Origin of the sequence: Fibrobacter sp. UWR4, from assembly GCF_003149045.1 — a bacterium.
Lineage (GTDB): Bacteria > Fibrobacterota > Fibrobacteria > Fibrobacterales > Fibrobacteraceae > Fibrobacter.
Window position 1 is genome coordinate 1 of the sequence record NZ_QGDU01000039.1, and the last position, 18,276, is coordinate 18,276.

12 protein-coding genes are annotated in these 18,276 nt (G+C 45.4%); 8 read left to right on the forward strand and 4 right to left on the reverse strand.

The annotated features are described in order from the left end of the window. The first annotated feature begins 255 nt into the window (after positions 1-255). From BGX12_RS13240 to BGX12_RS13250, 3 genes are all read left to right on the forward strand, one after another. Positions 256-2,448 carry an NADP-dependent isocitrate dehydrogenase gene (locus tag BGX12_RS13240; protein WP_109736521.1) on the forward strand — a complete coding sequence of 731 codons (2,193 nt, stop codon included), beginning with the start codon at positions 256-258 and terminating at the stop codon, positions 2,446-2,448. A 169-nt stretch (positions 2,449-2,617) separates the two neighbouring features. Further along, positions 2,618-2,806 carry a type IV pilin protein gene (locus tag BGX12_RS16045; RefSeq protein ID WP_109736522.1) on the forward strand — a complete coding sequence of 63 codons (189 nt, stop codon included), beginning with the start codon at positions 2,618-2,620 and terminating at the stop codon, positions 2,804-2,806. Positions 2,807-2,953: 147 nt separating this feature from the next. Beyond that, positions 2,954-4,120 (forward strand): hypothetical protein, encoded by a 1,167-nt coding sequence (locus BGX12_RS13250; RefSeq protein WP_109736523.1) that lies wholly within the window; start codon positions 2,954-2,956, stop codon positions 4,118-4,120. Here the strand turns inward: BGX12_RS13250 and BGX12_RS13255 are convergent, their stop codons facing one another. Then, positions 4,121-4,606 (reverse strand): type IV pilin protein, encoded by a 486-nt coding sequence (locus BGX12_RS13255; protein ID WP_109736524.1) that lies wholly within the window; start codon positions 4,604-4,606, stop codon positions 4,121-4,123. A 100-nt stretch (positions 4,607-4,706) separates the two neighbouring features. Continuing rightward, positions 4,707-5,420, reverse strand: coding sequence for a hypothetical protein (locus BGX12_RS13260; RefSeq protein WP_111361656.1), 714 nt, complete (start codon positions 5,418-5,420; stop codon positions 4,707-4,709). 237 nt (positions 5,421-5,657) lie between these two features. Here BGX12_RS13260 and BGX12_RS13265 point away from each other — a divergent pair, with 237 nt between their 5' ends. The 5 genes from BGX12_RS13265 (at position 5,658) to BGX12_RS13285 (ending at position 15,676) form a co-directional block, all read left to right on the forward strand. Further along, on the forward strand, positions 5,658-6,185 hold the full coding sequence (locus BGX12_RS13265; RefSeq protein ID WP_109736526.1) for a Tfp pilus assembly protein FimT/FimU: 528 nt from the start codon (positions 5,658-5,660) through the stop codon (positions 6,183-6,185). A gap of 17 nt (positions 6,186-6,202) precedes the next feature. Then, positions 6,203-6,691: a type II secretion system protein gene (locus BGX12_RS13270; protein ID WP_109736527.1), complete on the forward strand. Its 489-nt coding sequence runs from the start codon at positions 6,203-6,205 to the stop codon at positions 6,689-6,691. Then, a complete protein-coding gene (locus BGX12_RS13275) occupies positions 6,688-8,010 on the forward strand; it encodes a prepilin-type N-terminal cleavage/methylation domain-containing protein (protein ID WP_109736528.1) in 1,323 nt (440 codons plus the stop codon). Before BGX12_RS13270 ends, BGX12_RS13275 begins: the two co-directional genes overlap by 4 nt. Before the next feature lie 15 nt (positions 8,011-8,025). Further along, positions 8,026-15,324, forward strand: coding sequence for a hypothetical protein (locus BGX12_RS13280; protein ID WP_146196349.1), 7,299 nt, complete (start codon positions 8,026-8,028; stop codon positions 15,322-15,324). A 148-nt stretch (positions 15,325-15,472) separates the two neighbouring features. Continuing rightward, positions 15,473-15,676 carry a type II secretion system protein gene (locus BGX12_RS13285; RefSeq protein ID WP_255416879.1) on the forward strand — a complete coding sequence of 68 codons (204 nt, stop codon included), beginning with the start codon at positions 15,473-15,475 and terminating at the stop codon, positions 15,674-15,676. A gap of 256 nt (positions 15,677-15,932) precedes the next feature. Here BGX12_RS13285 and BGX12_RS13290 read toward each other — a convergent pair whose 3' ends face one another. After that, positions 15,933-16,877, reverse strand: coding sequence for a PD-(D/E)XK nuclease family transposase (locus tag BGX12_RS13290; RefSeq protein WP_109736531.1), 945 nt, complete (start codon positions 16,875-16,877; stop codon positions 15,933-15,935). A gap of 206 nt (positions 16,878-17,083) precedes the next feature. Continuing rightward, positions 17,084-17,998 carry an Rpn family recombination-promoting nuclease/putative transposase gene (locus tag BGX12_RS13295; protein ID WP_109736532.1) on the reverse strand — a complete coding sequence of 305 codons (915 nt, stop codon included), beginning with the start codon at positions 17,996-17,998 and terminating at the stop codon, positions 17,084-17,086. Positions 17,999-18,276 lie beyond the last annotated feature (278 nt).

The window sequence follows — 18,276 nt, forward strand, 5'->3', positions numbered from 1 at the left end:
ATTAAATTTTAGAAAATAGCCCATTTTTTGTTTAATTTAGGCGAAAGTCAACAAAAAAGGGTGGCGAAGCCACCCACACATGTTGATGAAGAGCCTTTTTTTGCAAAGATAATGTAAAAAAATGTAATTTTGGAAACTTTGTTTGATATAGATATTTCAATTTGTAATAACAAGAATTGCATTTTCGTAAAAACCTTTTGAATTGGCTCGGTTTTTGCTACTTTTGAGACGTTAAAATTTAAACATAGGTGCTTTATGAATCCGAAGATCTACTACACCATTACCGACGAGGCTCCGTTCCTCGCTACCCAATCCCTCCTTCCCATTGTCAAGGCTTTCGCAAAGACCGCCGACATCGATGTGGATACCAAGAATATCTCCCTGGCCGGCCGAATTCTCGCTGTTTTTGGCAAGGCTGAAGACGACCTTGGCTTCCTGGGCAAGCTGGCTCTGGATGCAAGCGCCAATATCATCAAGCTTCCTAACATTTCTGCATCTCTTCCGCAGTTGAAGGCTGCCATTGCAGAACTCCAGAAGAACGGTTACGATGTTCCGGAATATCCCGATGAACCCAAGACCGAAGAAGAAAAGGAAATCCGCGCCAAGTACGACAAGGTGAAGGGCTCCGCTGTGAACCCGGTGTTGCGTCAGGGTAACTCTGACCGTCGCGCTCCCAAGGCCGTTAAGAACTACGCCAAGAAGAATCCCCACAAGATGGGTGCCTGGTCTGCCGACAGCAAGACCCACGTTTCTTACATGACGGCGGATGACTTTTACGGAAATGAAAAGTCTATTACAATTTCTGAAGCAGATACCTTCAAGATTGAATTTGTTGCTGCCGACGGTTCCGTCACCGAACTCCGCGCTGCAAAGCCCACACTCGCTGGCGAAATCCTGGATGCAACCGTCATGCGCATGGCTTCTCTGGAAAAGTTCATCGCCGAACAGATGGCCGACGCCAAGGCAAAGGGCGTGCTCTTCTCCGTGCACCTGAAGGCTACCATGATGAAGGTTTCCGACCCCGTCATGTTCGGCGCCTTTGTCCGCGTGTTCTTCAAGGACGTGTTCACCAAGTATGCCGACCTGTTCAAGGAAATTGGCGTTAACGAAAATAACGGTCTGGGCGACCTGCTCAAGCGTCTGGAAGGCAACCCGAAGGAAGCTGAAGTCAAGGCAGCCATCGACGCTGCCCTGGCAAATGGCCCGGCTATTGCCATGGTGGATTCCGACAAGGGCATCACCAACCTGAACGTCCCCAGCGACGTGATTATCGATGCTTCTATGCCGGCCATGATCCGCAACTCCGGCTGCATGTGGAACAAGGAAGGCAAACTCCAGGAAGTGAAGGCTTGCATTCCGGACCGCTGCTACGCAGGCATCTACGAAGCAACCATCGATTTCCATAAGAAGAACGGTGCGTTCGACCCCACCACCATGGGCTCTACCTCTAACGTTGGCCTTATGGCTCAGGGCGCCGAAGAATACGGCTCCCATGACAAGACCTTCATCGCCAAGGGCAAGGGCGTTATCCGTGCCGTGAACAGCAAGGGTGAAGTTCTCCTTTCTCAGGACGTTGAAGCCGGCGACATCTTCCGTATGTGCCAGGCCAAGGACGCTCCCATCAAGGACTGGGTGAAGCTGGCTGTGAACCGCGCCCGCGTTTCCAACACTCCCGCAATTTTCTGGCTGGACCCTGAACGTGGTCATGACCGCGAAATCCAGAAGAAGGTGGAACTCTACCTGAAGGACCACGACCTCACTGGCCTCGACATCAAGATTATGGACCCCAAGTCCGCCATTACCGAATCCCTGACCCGCGCCAAGGCTGGCCTTGACACCATCAGCGTTACCGGTAACGTGATGCGCGACTACCTCACCGACCTGTTCCCGATCTTGGAAGTGGGCACTTCCGCCAAGATGTACTCCATCGTGCCTCTCATGGCTGGTGGCGGCATGTTCGAAACAGGTGCAGGTGGCTCCGCTCCCAAGCACGTACAGCAGTTCCTCGCTGAAAACTACCTGCGCTGGGATTCCCTGGGCGAATACTTCGCACTGGTTCCCTCCTTCGAACAGATTGCCTCTACTACCGGCAACAAGAGGGCCAAGGTTCTGGCAGATACTCTGGACGAAGCTAACGGTCGCATTCTTGAAAACAACCGTACTCCGGCCCGCAAGATCGGCGACCTGGACAACCGCGGTTCTCACTTCTACCTGGCAATGTACTGGGCCGAAGCCCTTGCCGCACAGACTGCTGATGCAGAGCTGGCTGCAAAGTTCGCTCCCGTTGCCGCTGCCCTCACTGCAGGCGAAAAGGACATCGTAGGTGCCCTTACCGCTGCCCAGGGCCAGCCCGTGGACATCGGCGGTTACTACTTCCCCAAGGCTGAACTCCTCAAGAAGTGGATGCGCCCCGTCGAACAGTTCAACAAGATTATCGACGGTATCTAATCATCCTAGATTCGAAGGAACAGGATCCATTGACAAAGGCCAGCGGTAAAACGCTGGTCTTTTTAGTCCGTTTCTGAAAGGACGTATGTAAATAAAAGTATACGAGCTTCCCTTTTTTGTTTATATTTAACAGGTGAAGCAGTTGTTCAATCGTGTGAGGTGTTTGCGTATGAATCACTTGCAAAATAAAGGTTTTACTCTCGTTGAACTCATGGTCGTAATTGTAATCATGGGCGTTCTCGCTGCTGTTGGAGTTCCCAAATTGACCTCTGCAGTTGCAAAATCCAAGGCTAGCGAAGTGGCCCCTGCGGCAACCACCTACATCAAGTTGCAGAGCGCTTATGTGATGGAACATTAGCAAATTGGTGCCTGGAAGCGAATTGGTTACTCCAAGCCCAAGTCCGACAACTTTAGCTATGACCGTGGCGACATCAAGTCAAGGACGAAAATAGATGATCTCGGCGAAGCGGGGCTGGTTGGCTGGATTGCAACTAACAAGGTGGGTATGGGTGACTGCAAGCTGGGGAACACCTGGAAGGTGATCCTTCAGCAGGGTGGAACGGATTCCGATGGAAGCGTGAAACTGAACTTTGAAACAGAAGTTTCCGATGCCGCCTGTGCAGCATTGGCAGGTGATTGGACCAAGGTCTCCAAGGAAACCCAGGTAGCCGCTACTACCCCGGAGAAAACTTATAAGTATTCTCAGGGGCTTTTTCTTGAATCCATTGAAAATGAGGATGGAAAATATTCTTTGTCAAAAGCTATTGTTAGTGGACGTCAGTCTAGCAACATGTCTGGCTGGACCGCGTATGAACAAGGTGCAAATATGACCTCCGCGTATGGTATTGAAGGCTATGTTTTCAACAAGGGAAAGTCCGGTTTTTCTGATGCGGATAAGGCTAGTTTATCAGCTCTTTTGGGTGGAAAAGAATACCAGTATGAACATATTCTTACAGAGTTATATGACGTATCTGGAGATGTTTCAAAGGTGAGTGCAGGTATATATAAAGCCAAACAAAGTTTGTATTATGGAAACCAGCCTAGCGGAACCCCATATACTAATTTGCTCCTGTATGGCGCAAGGGATGTTTATGTAAAAGTTGATGGATCTGGTGCTGCGAAGGAATTTTGTTCCGACGAAAATTGTTCACAAGTGATCGGTGTTGCCGACAATTGGGATACCAGTGATGTTCAACAGATTTCTGATCCATTTGAACAGATTTCTGCAGATATGATTGCAGCATCTCCCTTGTCTTCAAAAACCTTATCCAAAAGCGAAATGCCTGATTTAGTTACAAAATTGAATACCAATGATGCAACAAAAACTAGCACTATTGACGGTGTTGCAGGACTTGTTATCTCTCAAGATATTGCGGGTGCTTCAAAACCTGATTTTAATTCGATGAATCCATCTCCTACAGGGAACGATTGGGCTGCCATTAGAGTTGCCTCGCAAATATACGCCGAAAAGCTGGAACCTGGATTTGTATACGCAGCTACATTGAGTCTTTACTATGGTGATAAAACTACGTATGAATGGGCGGATCAGAGAAAAGTGTATGCTGTCACGAATGGAAAATACTTCTATTATTTCTCTGATAAGGAATGCTTAAATAAAATCACAGTCAATAACCACGCCTTCTGGCAATCCGACATTGGCAAAATGGAATAGCTAAAAATTCCACCCATCCCCAGTCAAGGGCTTGCAGTACTGGGATGTGGTGGATCTGGCTATCTGCTGCCTGAAATCCACATTAGTCTCGCTTAATGCCACAAGGGTTATCGTCCATTGGTTGCCGGAGTGGCAGCCGTCGAGGCCAACAGTATTTTCGGCGCGCCAACCTATCTTACCGTCACCGGACAGCTCCTGCAAAATTATTTTTCTGTCTATGACACGGTTAATCTGGCCGCCGTTATCGTACCTGAAGTTCCCGTCTTTCGGAGCGCTGTAGCCGATTCTTTTCCAGGTACCGATTTTCTGCTTTTCCATCAGGTAGGCTTTCTGCAACGCAATATAAGTCATGGCGGCTGGAGTCACTTCCGCTGCCTTTGCCTTTGAAGTCTGTCCAAAAAATTTCGGGACGGCGATTGCAGATAGGATTCCCATAATCGTAATCACCACCATCAACTCCACAAGAGTAAAGCCTTTCTCCCTCATAAGGGCTCCCTTTTAAAACTCTTGGGAGAAATATAAAAACTTGTTTGCCCGGTAGAAAAAAAAGCCCCGCTCCAGGCGGGACTCATTAGATGTAACTTTTTTACTTGCTCTTGGCCTTGATGTAGATTTCGTCGCAAACCTTGCTGTAGTCGAAGTAGCGCTCGCCGTTGATCAGTTTGTTCCACCAGTCGATCAGCCCTGCGATGAATCCCTTCCACTTGGAACCGGAAATCTTGTACCATCCCTCGTTTTCGGCGTCGTAGCAGTAATAATCGTTCGTTTCGAAGTTCAGGTCTTTTTCATTAAATACCAGAGAGTCCGACTTGACCAATTCCTCGGATTCGATCATTTCCTCGATTTCGCTAGCGGACTCGGTTGGCGATTCCATCACATCCTCGCGCTTGGTAATTGCTTGGGTGTTCTTATCAGTAGCCTTTTCGGGCACCTTGTGCTCGCTGGAACTGGATTCAACCACTTCGGAAGAGGAACTGACTTCCACACTGGAACTAGACTCCGGTTCCTGGGCGCTAGATGCAGGCTCTTGGGAACTGGAACTCTCCACAGCGCTGGAACTGCTCTGTGAATCTTCCTTTTGAGTATCGCTGGAGCTGGATTCCTGTGTTTTAGAACTAGAGCTTGCCTCTGCGGGTTTGGATTCGCTGGAACTAGCCTCGGTTTGGGAATCTGAGCTAATTTCGGCAATTTCCTCGTCCTCGCTGACGGGGATTGCCGGAAGCGTGGCCGTAGAACAGGCCCAAAACGCCGCACTCACGGTGAGCACGCCAAAAATTGCCCAAAAATTGCGTTTTTTCATGATTTTCTCCATTTTTATCGGATAGAACACTTAACCCATTAAATATAACTAAAAAAGCATACTTTGAAAACTTAAGTTTACATTAAGTTGGGTTATTTTGATGGTGTGGGCATAATATCTGTGTAAATCGGCACACTAAGTAAACCACAATTTACACATACCCCTATATTTATATATATTATGTCTGAATAGGACTCAGCGACGTCGCTGTGTTTCTTTTGCGTATGGAGTGAAATTTTGACACACGTACAAAAAAACGGTTTTACTCTGGTTGAACTCTTGGTGGTCATTGCCATCATGGGTATTCTCTCTGCTATGGGTGTCGCTGGACTGCAGGGGGCTGTGGAAAATACCCGTGTGGACGATGCCGCGAAGAACATTACGGCTTTCCTGGAACGAACCGCTAATGAAGCAAACCGACTTTCAGAAACCTTGTGTTTAAAGGTAGGAACCAATAACCGTAGACTGTTCGTATATAAGGGGAGCGACTGCTCTAAGCTTGCTGAGGGATCGCCGTCGCTATATTCCATGGAATTGGATAATCCGCTAAAGTTCGTCACTTCCTGTCCGGACTATGAAAGTGATAAAAACTGGCTGAGCGGAACAAACGGTGTCTTTAAACCCAGATTGGGGCTTTCCGCTGCTCCGGTATCAGGGGTCGTCTGCGCTCAATATGGGGATAAGCCTCATTATGCGGTTGCCCTGAAAAATGAAGATGTCAACTACATAGAAGCCCAGACTTGTGACGAAGGTGATTGCGAATAGCTGGGAAGGATGTGATTATGTGGAGAAATATACTGAACATCTTTAGCCGTCAGGGCTCGTCTTGCAAAGGGGGCTTTGGCATCATGGAAGTCATGGTGTCTATTGTCGTTCTTGGTTTTTTGTACATGGCCCTGCTCAAACTCCAGGCGAGCAATGATGAGACTGTCCTTAGGCTCCGTTGCCGTGATGGAGCGGTGCAGGTTGCCCAGGAAATTATGGACTCCTTGAAAGCGAAAGGAAGTGCTTCTATTGCATCCAGTAACGATGCTGAAACCCAAATCCAGCTTGATGAACGTGTTCGTACCTGGGACCGTGCTTTGGGGGGAGCGACTACGGTCAAGTACACTCCTATCCTTACTGTTGCGAAAACCGAAGATTACATGGTTCAGAGTGGTTCCAATTACGAAACTGTTCAGCACATTTATGCCAAGCAGGTGAATGTCAAAGTGGAATGGCGTTTTAAGGGCTCGAACCAGTCCATCAACGTTTCGGGGGTAATCCGATGAATAAACGTGGTATGACATTGATGGAACTTTTGGTGTACATGGCGATTGTTGGAATCGTCGTGGTGGTGGCAGGTACAGCCTTCACCAACAGCACCAAGATGCGCATTAGAACGGAGGGTAAACTGGAGGCTAGTGCTCTAGCTGAAAATATCGGATCTTTGTTACGGGACGATATAGCTCAGATGGGGGCTAAGAGAGCTTATAACTACACATCTAGCGGAATGAGTGATGGTTCCTTCGGCTTTAATGGATCTGTTTATATGTCTCTGGATCCTAGCGCCCCTGATTCATCTTCTTATGCTCTCGTCCATTTGAGTAGTGATGCGGATAGTCTTACCATGAAGCGTATGAGCTATGATTCCCTGGGAAACTTCCAGAGAGTCGAAGAAGTTGCTTGGTATCTGAAAAATGGTGTATTGTATAGATCTTGCAAGACTATTGAAAATGAAGGTGTGGATGAATGTCCGGCAGAGGATGCCAATGAAGTGAGTGTTGCGGAAAATGTTTCCAAGTTCAAGCTGCTTCCGTCAAAACCCGGAGTAGAATCATCGGACTATACTGTATCTGCGGGGAAAGTCTATCCCCGTTTGCTTCCGTCCAATGTTGATACATCGACTCACGAATTTAAGCTTGTTGCGAGAACGGATGCCGACAATGATTTCTTTTGGGTTGAAACAACTCCAAAAAATGGGGGAACTTCCGTTAAGATTGCTGGATTTGCTACGAATTATGACTACGAAAATGATGCTATCAATGTTATTGGCAAGAGGGCTAATCAGCTATATGTAGCAACAGCTGAAGCCTCAACCAATCCTTGGAATGAACAGTGCTCAAAAATTGACAGCCTTCAGGCTGGTGTAGAATACGAAATTTCGTTTAATGTTCCCTATAGCAATGACGATAGTAGATCTTTTTGCCCTGGCAAGGATCATATTGCTGTAGGATTCAGGAAAAAGGATACTGGGGCGAAAATAACGGAATTAAATGATTTCCTTTTTTATCCGCCGCAATCTTCTGGTGCAAGTACTGAACGACGATTCCGTTTCTCTGTGGCGAATACTGTCAAGGATTTGTGCATGGCATTTACATTCGTTATGTATTCTCCTGCTGTAAACATAGGAACAATTATTCTTGAAAACGTTCAGCTAAATCAAGTGGAATCTTCGAATTACAGTTTTGAAGATGGATATAATCCTACTAACGCTTTAGATAAACGAAATGTTAAGGCTTTCAAGTTGAATCTTCAACTGCAAGTAAATAACGAAGCGGGTGCCGTTTCTTTAGTCGTTCCCACTCCGGGTAATGGACCCAGAGACTAATGGAGGAGACATTGTATGAGATATAATAAAAAAGGTGTTTCTCTTATTACCGTATTGCTGTTTATGTTGATTGCAACCATCGCAGGTACGGCAACATACAAATGGCTATCTTCTGAAAATAGTTCCTCTGCCTCTCGATTGCTTTTAAATGAAGCTCGTCAATCAGCTATGGCGGGCTTGGAGGCCGCCCGTTCCTGGATTGCGAATAACGCCAATGATGCTGGCGCTGTTGTGAAAACCTTCTATGACAACGGCAAGAAACCGGTGAAGTTAAATTCCTTGTTGAAGGACCTCGGTAGCGCATCACAAGAGAGTGATGTGTATCTTATGGGGGTCGAAAAGGTAAACCAGAGTTACAGAATGAAACTGCTGGCAGAAGGTCGGTCCAGGAATGGAACTACTTATAGTGAAATTTCCATCATTAAAGTTAGCGGCCTCTATCAGGTTCAATTGCCTGCCAAGCCCTCTTCTCCTATTTTTGAACATGCATTTTTTGGGACGACTAGCAACCCTCATAACATGAATATGACATCTTCCATTATCAATGGAGATTTCTTCCTTGGTTCAGCAACGGGAGCCCATATTAACGGTGATCTTGTTGTGACGGGAAATTTGTCTATTTTGAAAGATTCAAAAGTTACCGGCAACGTTCTTGTTGAAGGTAGTGCTTTGGGATGTGAAGGCTTTGATGTTGGAAAAAATCTACGTGTGAAAGATAAATGGTATCCTTCTCTACGAGATTCAATTTTTGGTGATCTTTACACTGATAATGGTATTAGCTTTGAAGCTCATCCTGTATATGACTCTCCCAGTAGTTCTGGACCGAAGTGTGTGACTCATCCTGCTGAATCGTTGTACGTTCAGGGTAACTGGACTAGCTTAGGTGATTTGGATCTTGTTTCTCGTGATAAAACTGTTCGTTTTACTGTGGATGGCAGTGCCGTTATTGATGGTAATATAAATGTTTACCCAAGAACAGAAACTGGTACAAAAAGTGGTACAAATCAGACTTCGCCAACCTACGAAGGAACGATCGAATTTCACATAAATAAGAATGTGTACATAAACGGGGGCTTTGTAGAAGGTGTATTCCCAAATGTCAGTAAGTCATTGAATCTTTCTTTGGGAGGTGATGCGTCTCAGAAGGTCTATATAAAGGATAATAACAATCGTATTTCCGATGATAATAAAGATTTGTCTTCTGCGTACTCTTCTTTGTGGAATACAAGTCCTTATAGCTATTCTAGTGGCGTTTTTTATTCTCCAAATATGTATGATGCAACTAAGTCCCAAGGTATAGATGTACCGAAGAATACATTTTGTAACAATGTTCAATGTATTCCTTCTTATGATCAGCCGGTTTATTCTACGCATGCAGATCAAAAGAAGGATATTTACTATCAAGTCAATGGCTCTATTGCAAGTAGTTCCGTCGATACTGTCGGATGGGGTGCATCTTTTTACGAAGTGAATCTTACCGATGAAAAGGATGGAAACTGTACAGGAAAGCATATACAGGATCCCATCCAGTTTAATAAAGCGATTCTCAATGATAAGAAAATTGTCCATTCCGCAACAAATGGAAATCCATGTCCTGGTCTAGAACAAAATACAAATTTTGCTTGGACAAATCTGAATACTTGTTACGAAAACGCTTCGGAGGATGAACTGTATCAAGGTAAATGGCTTGTTGTGCGAGTAAGCAATCCTCATTGGTGGGTCTCAGGCTCTCCGAAATTAAAGCATAACATGATTATTGTTGTGGATGCATCTCCTACTGAAGGTGAGGTTTATGCACCCCCTACAGGAGATAGCCACGTTCTATGGTATTTTACAAATGGTATTAACAACTTCCAGTTGTCCGCTGGAACCTCCAATGACAAGTTCAATTACCTCATCTATAGCGAAGGCAATATTTCAACGGTGAGATTGGCTTCGGTTGGCGGTGGAGTAATGACCGGCTCGCTCTTTATGTCTAAGTGCGCCGTTGCTGGTGGTACCGATGACTGGAATATTGAATTTAACAAGAACATGTTAGACGGTATGGCTACGGATAACATATTCTGTGAGTATGACAATACATATAACTGTTCTTCTTTAAGTGGTTCAACGAGTGGCGGCTCTGGTTCCACCACTGAATCAGAAACGATGGATGCTTATCATATCGCAACGTCCCCGCAGTTAAATGTGGTTCTTGAATCTCAATATAGGAATACAGAATTAGTTGTAAAGAAATTAGGTTTTGTCGAACCGGAGCCGACTGTCATTGTTCTTCCAAGATTTGTCTATCTTGCTGAGAATGCATATGGAAAATTGTCTGATTACTATACGGCAATTGGCTTAAATGGTGCAGAACAGAACCTTGACCAAAATCGAATGACATGTCCGTCTGAAATTCCCACAGGGACAAGTCCTCTTCATGCTGATGGTGCTACCCTTACAAAGGGAAAGTATACCTGTATTTACGAATACGAACATGGGGGAAAGAAAACGGAAATCCCGCTCTATGTGGTGGTAAATGGAACATTGGGAGAAAGCCCTATAATTTCCTTTGATGAACGAAATAAGGAAATATCGGCTAATTCCAGCAAGATGGTCTCGTTAAACGAAGCCACTGCAGATCATTCCGTTACGGTAACGATTACAGGTCCGTCTCCATCTCATTTGCCTTCTGGCTGGTCCTATTCTTTAGAAGATGGCGTTTCGATGGTTAGTGACGATGGATACAGTGCTGTATTCAGAACCACTTTTGTTCCTAGCGGGAACAAAAAGAGTTTGTTCAATGTAACTACCGAGGAGCATGCTGCTCAGGGAAACGTCATTTTCTATCTGAGTGATCCTTGTGAGGATTGTATTATTGGCGATCCTAGCTCCGAACGTGTTTTTATGAGCGGTTTTGTTAGAGTCAATCGAGATTCCTCTTTGATTGAGTATTGTAGTAATGAATCGAATGCGGAAAAGTTCCAAGATCAGTATGGAGAAGATTGCAGTGAAGTCGCTGGTCGTCCCACTTGTGAAGGTGTGACGGACTGGACCAAGAATTGGTCCAATTGGGTAACTGCTGTTTCTGGTTGTTCCTATGAGGTTCGCAATAATCAGTGGATGTGCAATGCAAGTGATCCTATTCATTTGCAGGCATTGATGCTGAATAGCGATATATGTAAGGTGTATACCCCTGATTCTGTTTTGACAGAATTAGACTTGGGCTCTTCCTATAAACTGCCTGGAGCCTTGAAACGCAAGAAATCCGACCTGACAATCAAAATCATTGGCAAAGAAGGTAGCGGAAAGGTTGTTGCCTCTTATCACAGACCGGGTGTACACGCAGCAGATGAATTTGAACAGTTGACGGAGTGTAATTCTGATAATGACTGCGCCCCCATGGCTAATGTTTATGCAGGGGATATTATTAGATTGACTACGACTGGTGCTGGCGATCGCTTTAGCTATTGGATTTGCGATGGCGTGAATTGTAACGAAAAACAACAAGGAACTACCGTAGCCTCCACGGAATATCAAATTTCTGTTACTGGAAGTAACACGATAGAAGCTCATTTCAATAAGAAGGATTCTCATTGCATATATAACGACTTTAGCAATACAGTTGCCTATTGTAATAGCAAGTCTTCTGACGATTGCATTGACTACTGTGGAAAAGGCAAGTACAACTGTTCCGTAAAGGATGGCTCCTATCCTGATGCAAACTGGATTCAGGTATACGCCAATAACAAGACTATCGGTGGTAAGCTTGAAAACTATATTACTCCTACTATAAAAGGTGGGAAGATATATACTGATAATGAATTTTTAAGTTCGATTGACGGATCAACCGTTGTTTTAGGTCGCATTGAATCCGGTTACAACGGCACAATGACTGCTTTGTTTGAAGTTCCTTCAGTGTTAAGTTCTGGATGGGATCAGATTTTAAATGAACCTATAAACAATGGATTTATTTTTAGATCAAATGCAACAGCCTCTAGTTATTTGGCTTTGAGTGTGATTTCTAAAATGAACACCAAGCCTTTAGGATATTGGACTTATGCACGCCTATGCTATGTTGAAGGTCCTGAAACCAAAAATAAGGATGTTGCTGGAAAGAAGCTCTGCGTGGATGTTCCCTTTACAGGTACACTTTTAGGCAAAGAACCTGTTCTTGTAACGAAGCTGACCAATGCGTCAATTTCTATTACTGCAAGTGACAATATGATTACAGCCAACCTGAGCTATAACTTTGGTGGTGCGGAATTTGGCTCTGCCTACGCTGCTGTAGATCTTGATACAACGACCTTTAAGAATAAGATTCCTGATGATGGAACCCACAACTACGTTGGTTTTAAGCTTGAAAAGCCGGGCTTCCTAAAGTCTCTTTTCAATTCTCAATTCAAAATTTACGATCTTGCGTGGAGAACCGCAGACCAGGAATATGTGAAATCTTGTTGGGATACCCCATCTGTGTATTGTTCTTTTGAAGCGAACTTTACCGGTGGTATGGTCCCTGATAGTGTGGATGTCTCCCCATGGGTATCTACTTCGTCTTGGTTCGCAGATAAGTTGGGTAAATGTACCTTTAAATATTACTACAACGGTTGCGACGTTCCTGCAAGCTATTTTAGTTCGGAAAGGAATATTTTGAGCCTTTTTGCTGATAGAAATGCTTGCAAGACGGGACATGGCTATTATGATAAGTCTGCAAAGGAACTCGATTTGATAAAGATCGGTGTCATGAAATCGAATGTTTATAATTTCACCGAAGAAGGTGATCATGGAGTACCGTATAATGGCGGCTTTGAAAGTGATGCTTCCGTCATGGTTACATGTTCGGAGGACAATGGTGACGGCCATCGTTATGATGCTCATTGCGGTTCTTTCTATGTCGGTGAAATCGTCCATTGTTCCGAATCATATCCAGAGTTGTTAGAACGTTCATTCACAGGCAGCACGTCTGTTCCTTATACGATTCCCTTCAAGGATGGGGCTGTGAATGCTCGTGATGCTGATATTCGTTTCACTGTTTCTGACCTTGCAGAGGGAGCTTCTATCAATGTAAAGTTGCTGGATGAAGGTGGTGATTCTAGTAATGTTGCATATGTCATTACTAGTAACGGAACAGTTTCCTTTAATGTGAATAATGACGTGTCGAAATCTGCAGGTTTCAACCCCCAAAAGGTAACTGCACTGAAATTCACCTCATCGGGAGTTTCGTCTTCTTATACCATATCTAATGTTCAAAGTGTGTGTCAGTATGCAGTGTCTTTGACTTGTAATACGCCTCAATATGATCCGACGACAGAAAAATGGAAAGTATCTGCCAACGTAACGCAACCTGGTCAGGCCTATGGTTGTAAGGTTACTGCACTTGGGGATGCCTTTGCATTAGGCGGAATTAATATTCCCGAAGATCCAATTTCTTGTGCTGATTTCAAGATGTATTTGGCTCAGAAGGGTGTATATGAATACACTGCTAACGAAGGTTTTTACTTTAGAGTGGAAGCTGTTAAACAGAATGGTGAAGTGATTGACGCTTGTGAAACTGAAAAGGTGAAAATGCCGGAAGTTTCTGTTAATTGTTCTGTATCCGCAGACAGGGTTGATCGTGGAGCCTATGTGCCTAGCTTCTCCTTTGAGATAACAGGATGCCCCGATGACGGTTGTGTTTATATGATTACGGAACCCGATGGCAAAAAAATAAAGGAAACTGGAGACGCTGCCAGCGGTCATTGTCCTAATGGGGATTGCAAATCAATAAATTCCATTGTCAATCCGTTACCTGTAGGGGATGATAATTCGTATAAGGTAAGTGTTTACGGAAAATCTTGCGAAGCAAAATTTGAAGTGACCGAACCGGTTACAAAGGCTAATTGTACATCCGCTTCGATTGATGATGGCGTGTTTAGTGCACTTGTGGATAATGACGATTGGACCGGTTCTTTGGTTATCAACGATCATATTGGTGGTGCGTCTAGAGAAATAAGTGTAACGGGTGGTAATACCTTTACATATCCTTTAACCACGTTGCCTGCAGGTTCTCTGGTGACTCTCGTCCTCAATGGCCGCCAATGCTCTGCTCGTGTTGGTTCCGGCCTTTCATTAGACTGTGGAACTGGAGGACTGATTCCTGTGACTGATGGTGTTGCTACATTTAGACCGACTGTTAATGGATGTAGTGATGGTTGTTCATGGAGTTCTACGAAGGGAACTGCAACTTATTCTAATGGAGCTTTGTCGTTGAGTGGAATCACTGAAGGTGGTGAAGCTACAATTACGGTGTCGAAGGACGGAACACAAAAAAGTTGTAAAGTCAATTTGGTTGTCTCTCAACAGGATCAGTCAGGGTGCCATTGCACCTGTACTAGTGGATGTGATAATGTTGTAACGACGGGATTGAACCTACCTCAAGGGCACGCAAGACCCGAACCGAGGATTCTTAATGCATGCTATTTCACAACAGCGGACAACGTCAACGGTGATGTTCCCCATATTCAATCGTATGGTGGGGGAACTGTTTATGTAAATGGCTACAGATTCACTAGTCAAACAGCTCGAATCTATGCTGGTGCGGCTGATGTTGTAAATCAAAACGGCGCTTATGCTGAAATTCCAGATATAAGAAATCATGCTGTTGACGGTGGATTTTATGTGCAAATAACAGATTGGAAATCGGGTGGTTGGTATGCCTTTGCGGGAGGTACCCCCAACTGTAGTGGTGGTAGTTCCACGCCCACGACACCGCAGCCGGATCCCTTAACCTTATCATGTCCTACATTTGACAGTAACCAAGAACAGGGAACCCTTCTTCAGTTTACTCCAAATGTACAGGGATGTGATGATGGATGCGAATATACCCTCTATACAGGAAGTTCCTACGTCAATAACGGAACTCTTTATTCGGGTAATGCCATTTCGTTTACTGGCGCTAATTCCGAAGGCGACAAAACCTATACTTTGTCGGTTTCTAGGGATGGCGATACGAAGTCATGTGACTTTACCGTGACCTATAATGGAAATGAAGAACCGTCTGTTGAACCGCCTGCTGTTGGAGATGCTGTCAAAATCACGTTTGAGTGGGGAAAATCTCAGCGCATTGAAGCTGGGAAAAATTATGTCATTGAAAGTTGTAAAAATTCAGCTTGGGGTAGTAAAAGGCTGAAGTGTAAGTTCCCCCAGACTCGCGGTGTTAAACTTTATATTAATGGAGATTACGCTAATGAAAGCGATCCCTGGTATGCCAAGACGCATTATGCTGATGGTGGTTGTTATGCAGGAACAACGATTCGTTCGGAAAATGGAGACGTTACATGTGTGCATGAGGATTAAGGTCGAGGAAACTTGATTCAATCTATTGCATCTCAAGGACCCGGTAACGGGTCCTTTTTCGTATCCCCCCCCTCCAAACAGGAACGATTTTATTACAGAAAATCTGTTGCGTAAGTAAAAAATCACATTATATTTAATAAGTGACATAATTTTTACGCTTGGCTTTACAATTGTGGAGCTGATGGTGGTGATTGCCATTCTTGGCATTCTGTCCTCCGTCGTGGTTCCAAAAGTGGCGGAGGTTGTGGTAAGGGCCAAGGCTAGCGAGATTTCGCCGGCTGCCATGACTTATACCAAACTGCAATCTGCCTACCTGTACGAAGGTAGTGTCAAGGTTTTTTCGCAAAAATAGTTTGTTCCAATATCAATGCAGATGTAGGATCTGGTTGTGAAATCTATCTTATGCCAGAGCAGGATATTAAGGTCCAATTCCAAAACTGGTAGTAGGGAAGCCCGTCACCTTCGCGGAATACGGGCTAACCCCAAATGCGTCATTCTTGTCCAAATTGAGACTTCGAAAAAATGTTTGTAAAAAAAGCCGATGCTGACATTCGTCAGCATGACTTCGGCATGACGTAAAAAAAGGACCCCGTGAGGGGTCCTGAAAGTCATTTGCAGTTTTCAGCCAGTTTGGCCTCGAGCTCCGCAATTTTGCGAGCCTGCTCGGCGATGGTCTGCCCCTGCTCGGCAATGATCTTCGCGTTGCGTTCTTCTTTTCGAGCGATATAGGCCAGTACTTCTGCGGTGTCCCTCATATTTTTACCATCCTCAATAAAGAGCTCAGGCATAAATGTACTCATTTCGGCGTACTTTTGCAAGCGAGAGAAAATGGCGTCGGAAGCAAAGGGGGTGTAGTCCCCATTGCTGTTAAGGGTGTCAATAGCGCGGAGCCACTGGGCTATGCGGCTGGAATCGTTGGCGAAATCCGTGTCCGCATGCTTCAGGAACTTGCCCACCTCCACGATGGTGATCGACTGACGGTCACTGAAGGGAGATTGTTCGTCATCTTGATAGCGTACGGTATGGATATACTTCTGGGATGTTTTCCAAGGCTTGTAGTCGAACATCTGGAAGCTAATCAGGTGTACGCAAGGCATTTTGTCGTAAAAGTCGCCTTTCAATAGCGAGTTGCTCACGTCGCGGGCTACATAAAACAACAGACGGTTGTTATACACGTCATACCCGACATGTTGGAACTCGATGCCGATGCGGTCTCCAGGGAGTTTCTTGCCGTCCGCGTCTTTACGGGGGATGTTCAGAAAAATATCATGTTCGATGTCCTTATGGACGAGTCCGCCGCCAATTGCCGGATTTTCGAGGGTCGGGTTGGAGATACAATCGCTTCCGGTCAGGCGGAGTGCCGCATTGGCGAGGTCCGTCACCAGCGACAGGTCGTTGTTTCCCGTGAGGATGTGCTTTGCGCACATGTCATTGTAAAAGTACACGTACTTGTACTGCTTTTCGTACTTGGTGATTACGGCATTCACATCGCCGTTCGCCTTGTGAGTGTCATAGACTTCGACGAGGAAGTTGTTCATTTCTTCTTTATTCATGTTTTTTGAAGGTGTTGCGTACACCTTTGCGGAAAGGCGAAATTGCCTTCTTATCTATACACGTTTTTATCACTCCGTTTGTACGGATTTTCTTTGTAAAAAAAGCTGACCCTGAGATTCCTCAGGGTGACGTAGGACGAGATAGCCGATGCTGACATTTATCAGCATGGCCCGCAAAAAAAGGACCCCGAAGGGGTCCTTGAAGATTACTTGCCCATTTCAGCCAGTTTGGCCTCGAGCTCCGCAATTCTGCGGGCGCTATCCGCCAATTGGGCGTCCTTGTCTGCAATCATGGCGTCCTTGTCAGCGATAACGGCATCCTTGGCCTTGTTCGCCGACTTGAGCCTACGGTTACTACGCTCGAGGGCACGACGTTCGTCACCGGCGCTTACAAAGCCAAGCCTTTGTCCAATACTCTTGAATGCCATTTTCAAATCCTCCAACGCCTCTTGGCTGATATACTCACCTAAATATAATTCAATCTTGCTGACAAGACAAGCGCTTTCGCTGTTGGGCAATGTTGCCAGTTTCTTCTCTATTTTCGGTAGCATTGCGTTATACTTTTCCATGTCAAAGGCATACTTCATGGTTATTGCGCCGATGGCGGCCTCGGCGTTGCCGTGCGCAAGGCAGTAATCGTCATCAATTTCCGCAAGGTTCACGAAGGCGAACTCGAAGTGAGGAATACGTCCGTTGTACATGGCGTGAATATTCTTGTACTGTGCCAGCGGATCCCAGGGGTCGGTGCCGTTGTAAATGACGATTGCTTTAGTAGGCATCCAGGCGTATTCTGAATTATTCTTATCCACCATCACACGGATGGCGTACTTGCCGATCTGCGCCATGATTCCGTTATCGGGCGAGGATTTATGTTCCAGAAGCAAGCCGAACCGGATTTCTCCGCCATTGATCGCCTTTACCTTGAAGGCGAGATCCGCCTCGCCCCGCTCGCCCACTTCATTGAACGCCTCGGGAATTTCCTCCAGGGTTTCTAGATCCACTTCCGCAAGGATGGCGGCAAGGTTCTTGTTCGTCCTTGACGCGATCTGGAGCAGGGCTTTTGCATTAACCGGTTTCGAGTAGGTATACTTCAGGAAGCCGTCGTGTTTTCGTTTGTTCATGTACGTTCTTTCTCCGGCAACGCAGCCGGTTTGCAGGCGGGATTTTCCTGCCTACTCCTATACACGTTGTGAACACCCCGTTTGTACGGATTTTCTTTGTAAAAAAGCCGACCCTGAGATTCCTCAGGGTGACGTAGGACGAGATAGCTGATGCTGACATTCGTCAGCATGACTTCGGCATGACGCGTGGTTTTTATGGTACGAATTTTGTGCTTCTCGTTTTTTCGTCCAAATTGGACGATTCTTCTTACAGAAAACTTATCTTGTAAGTTAAATGT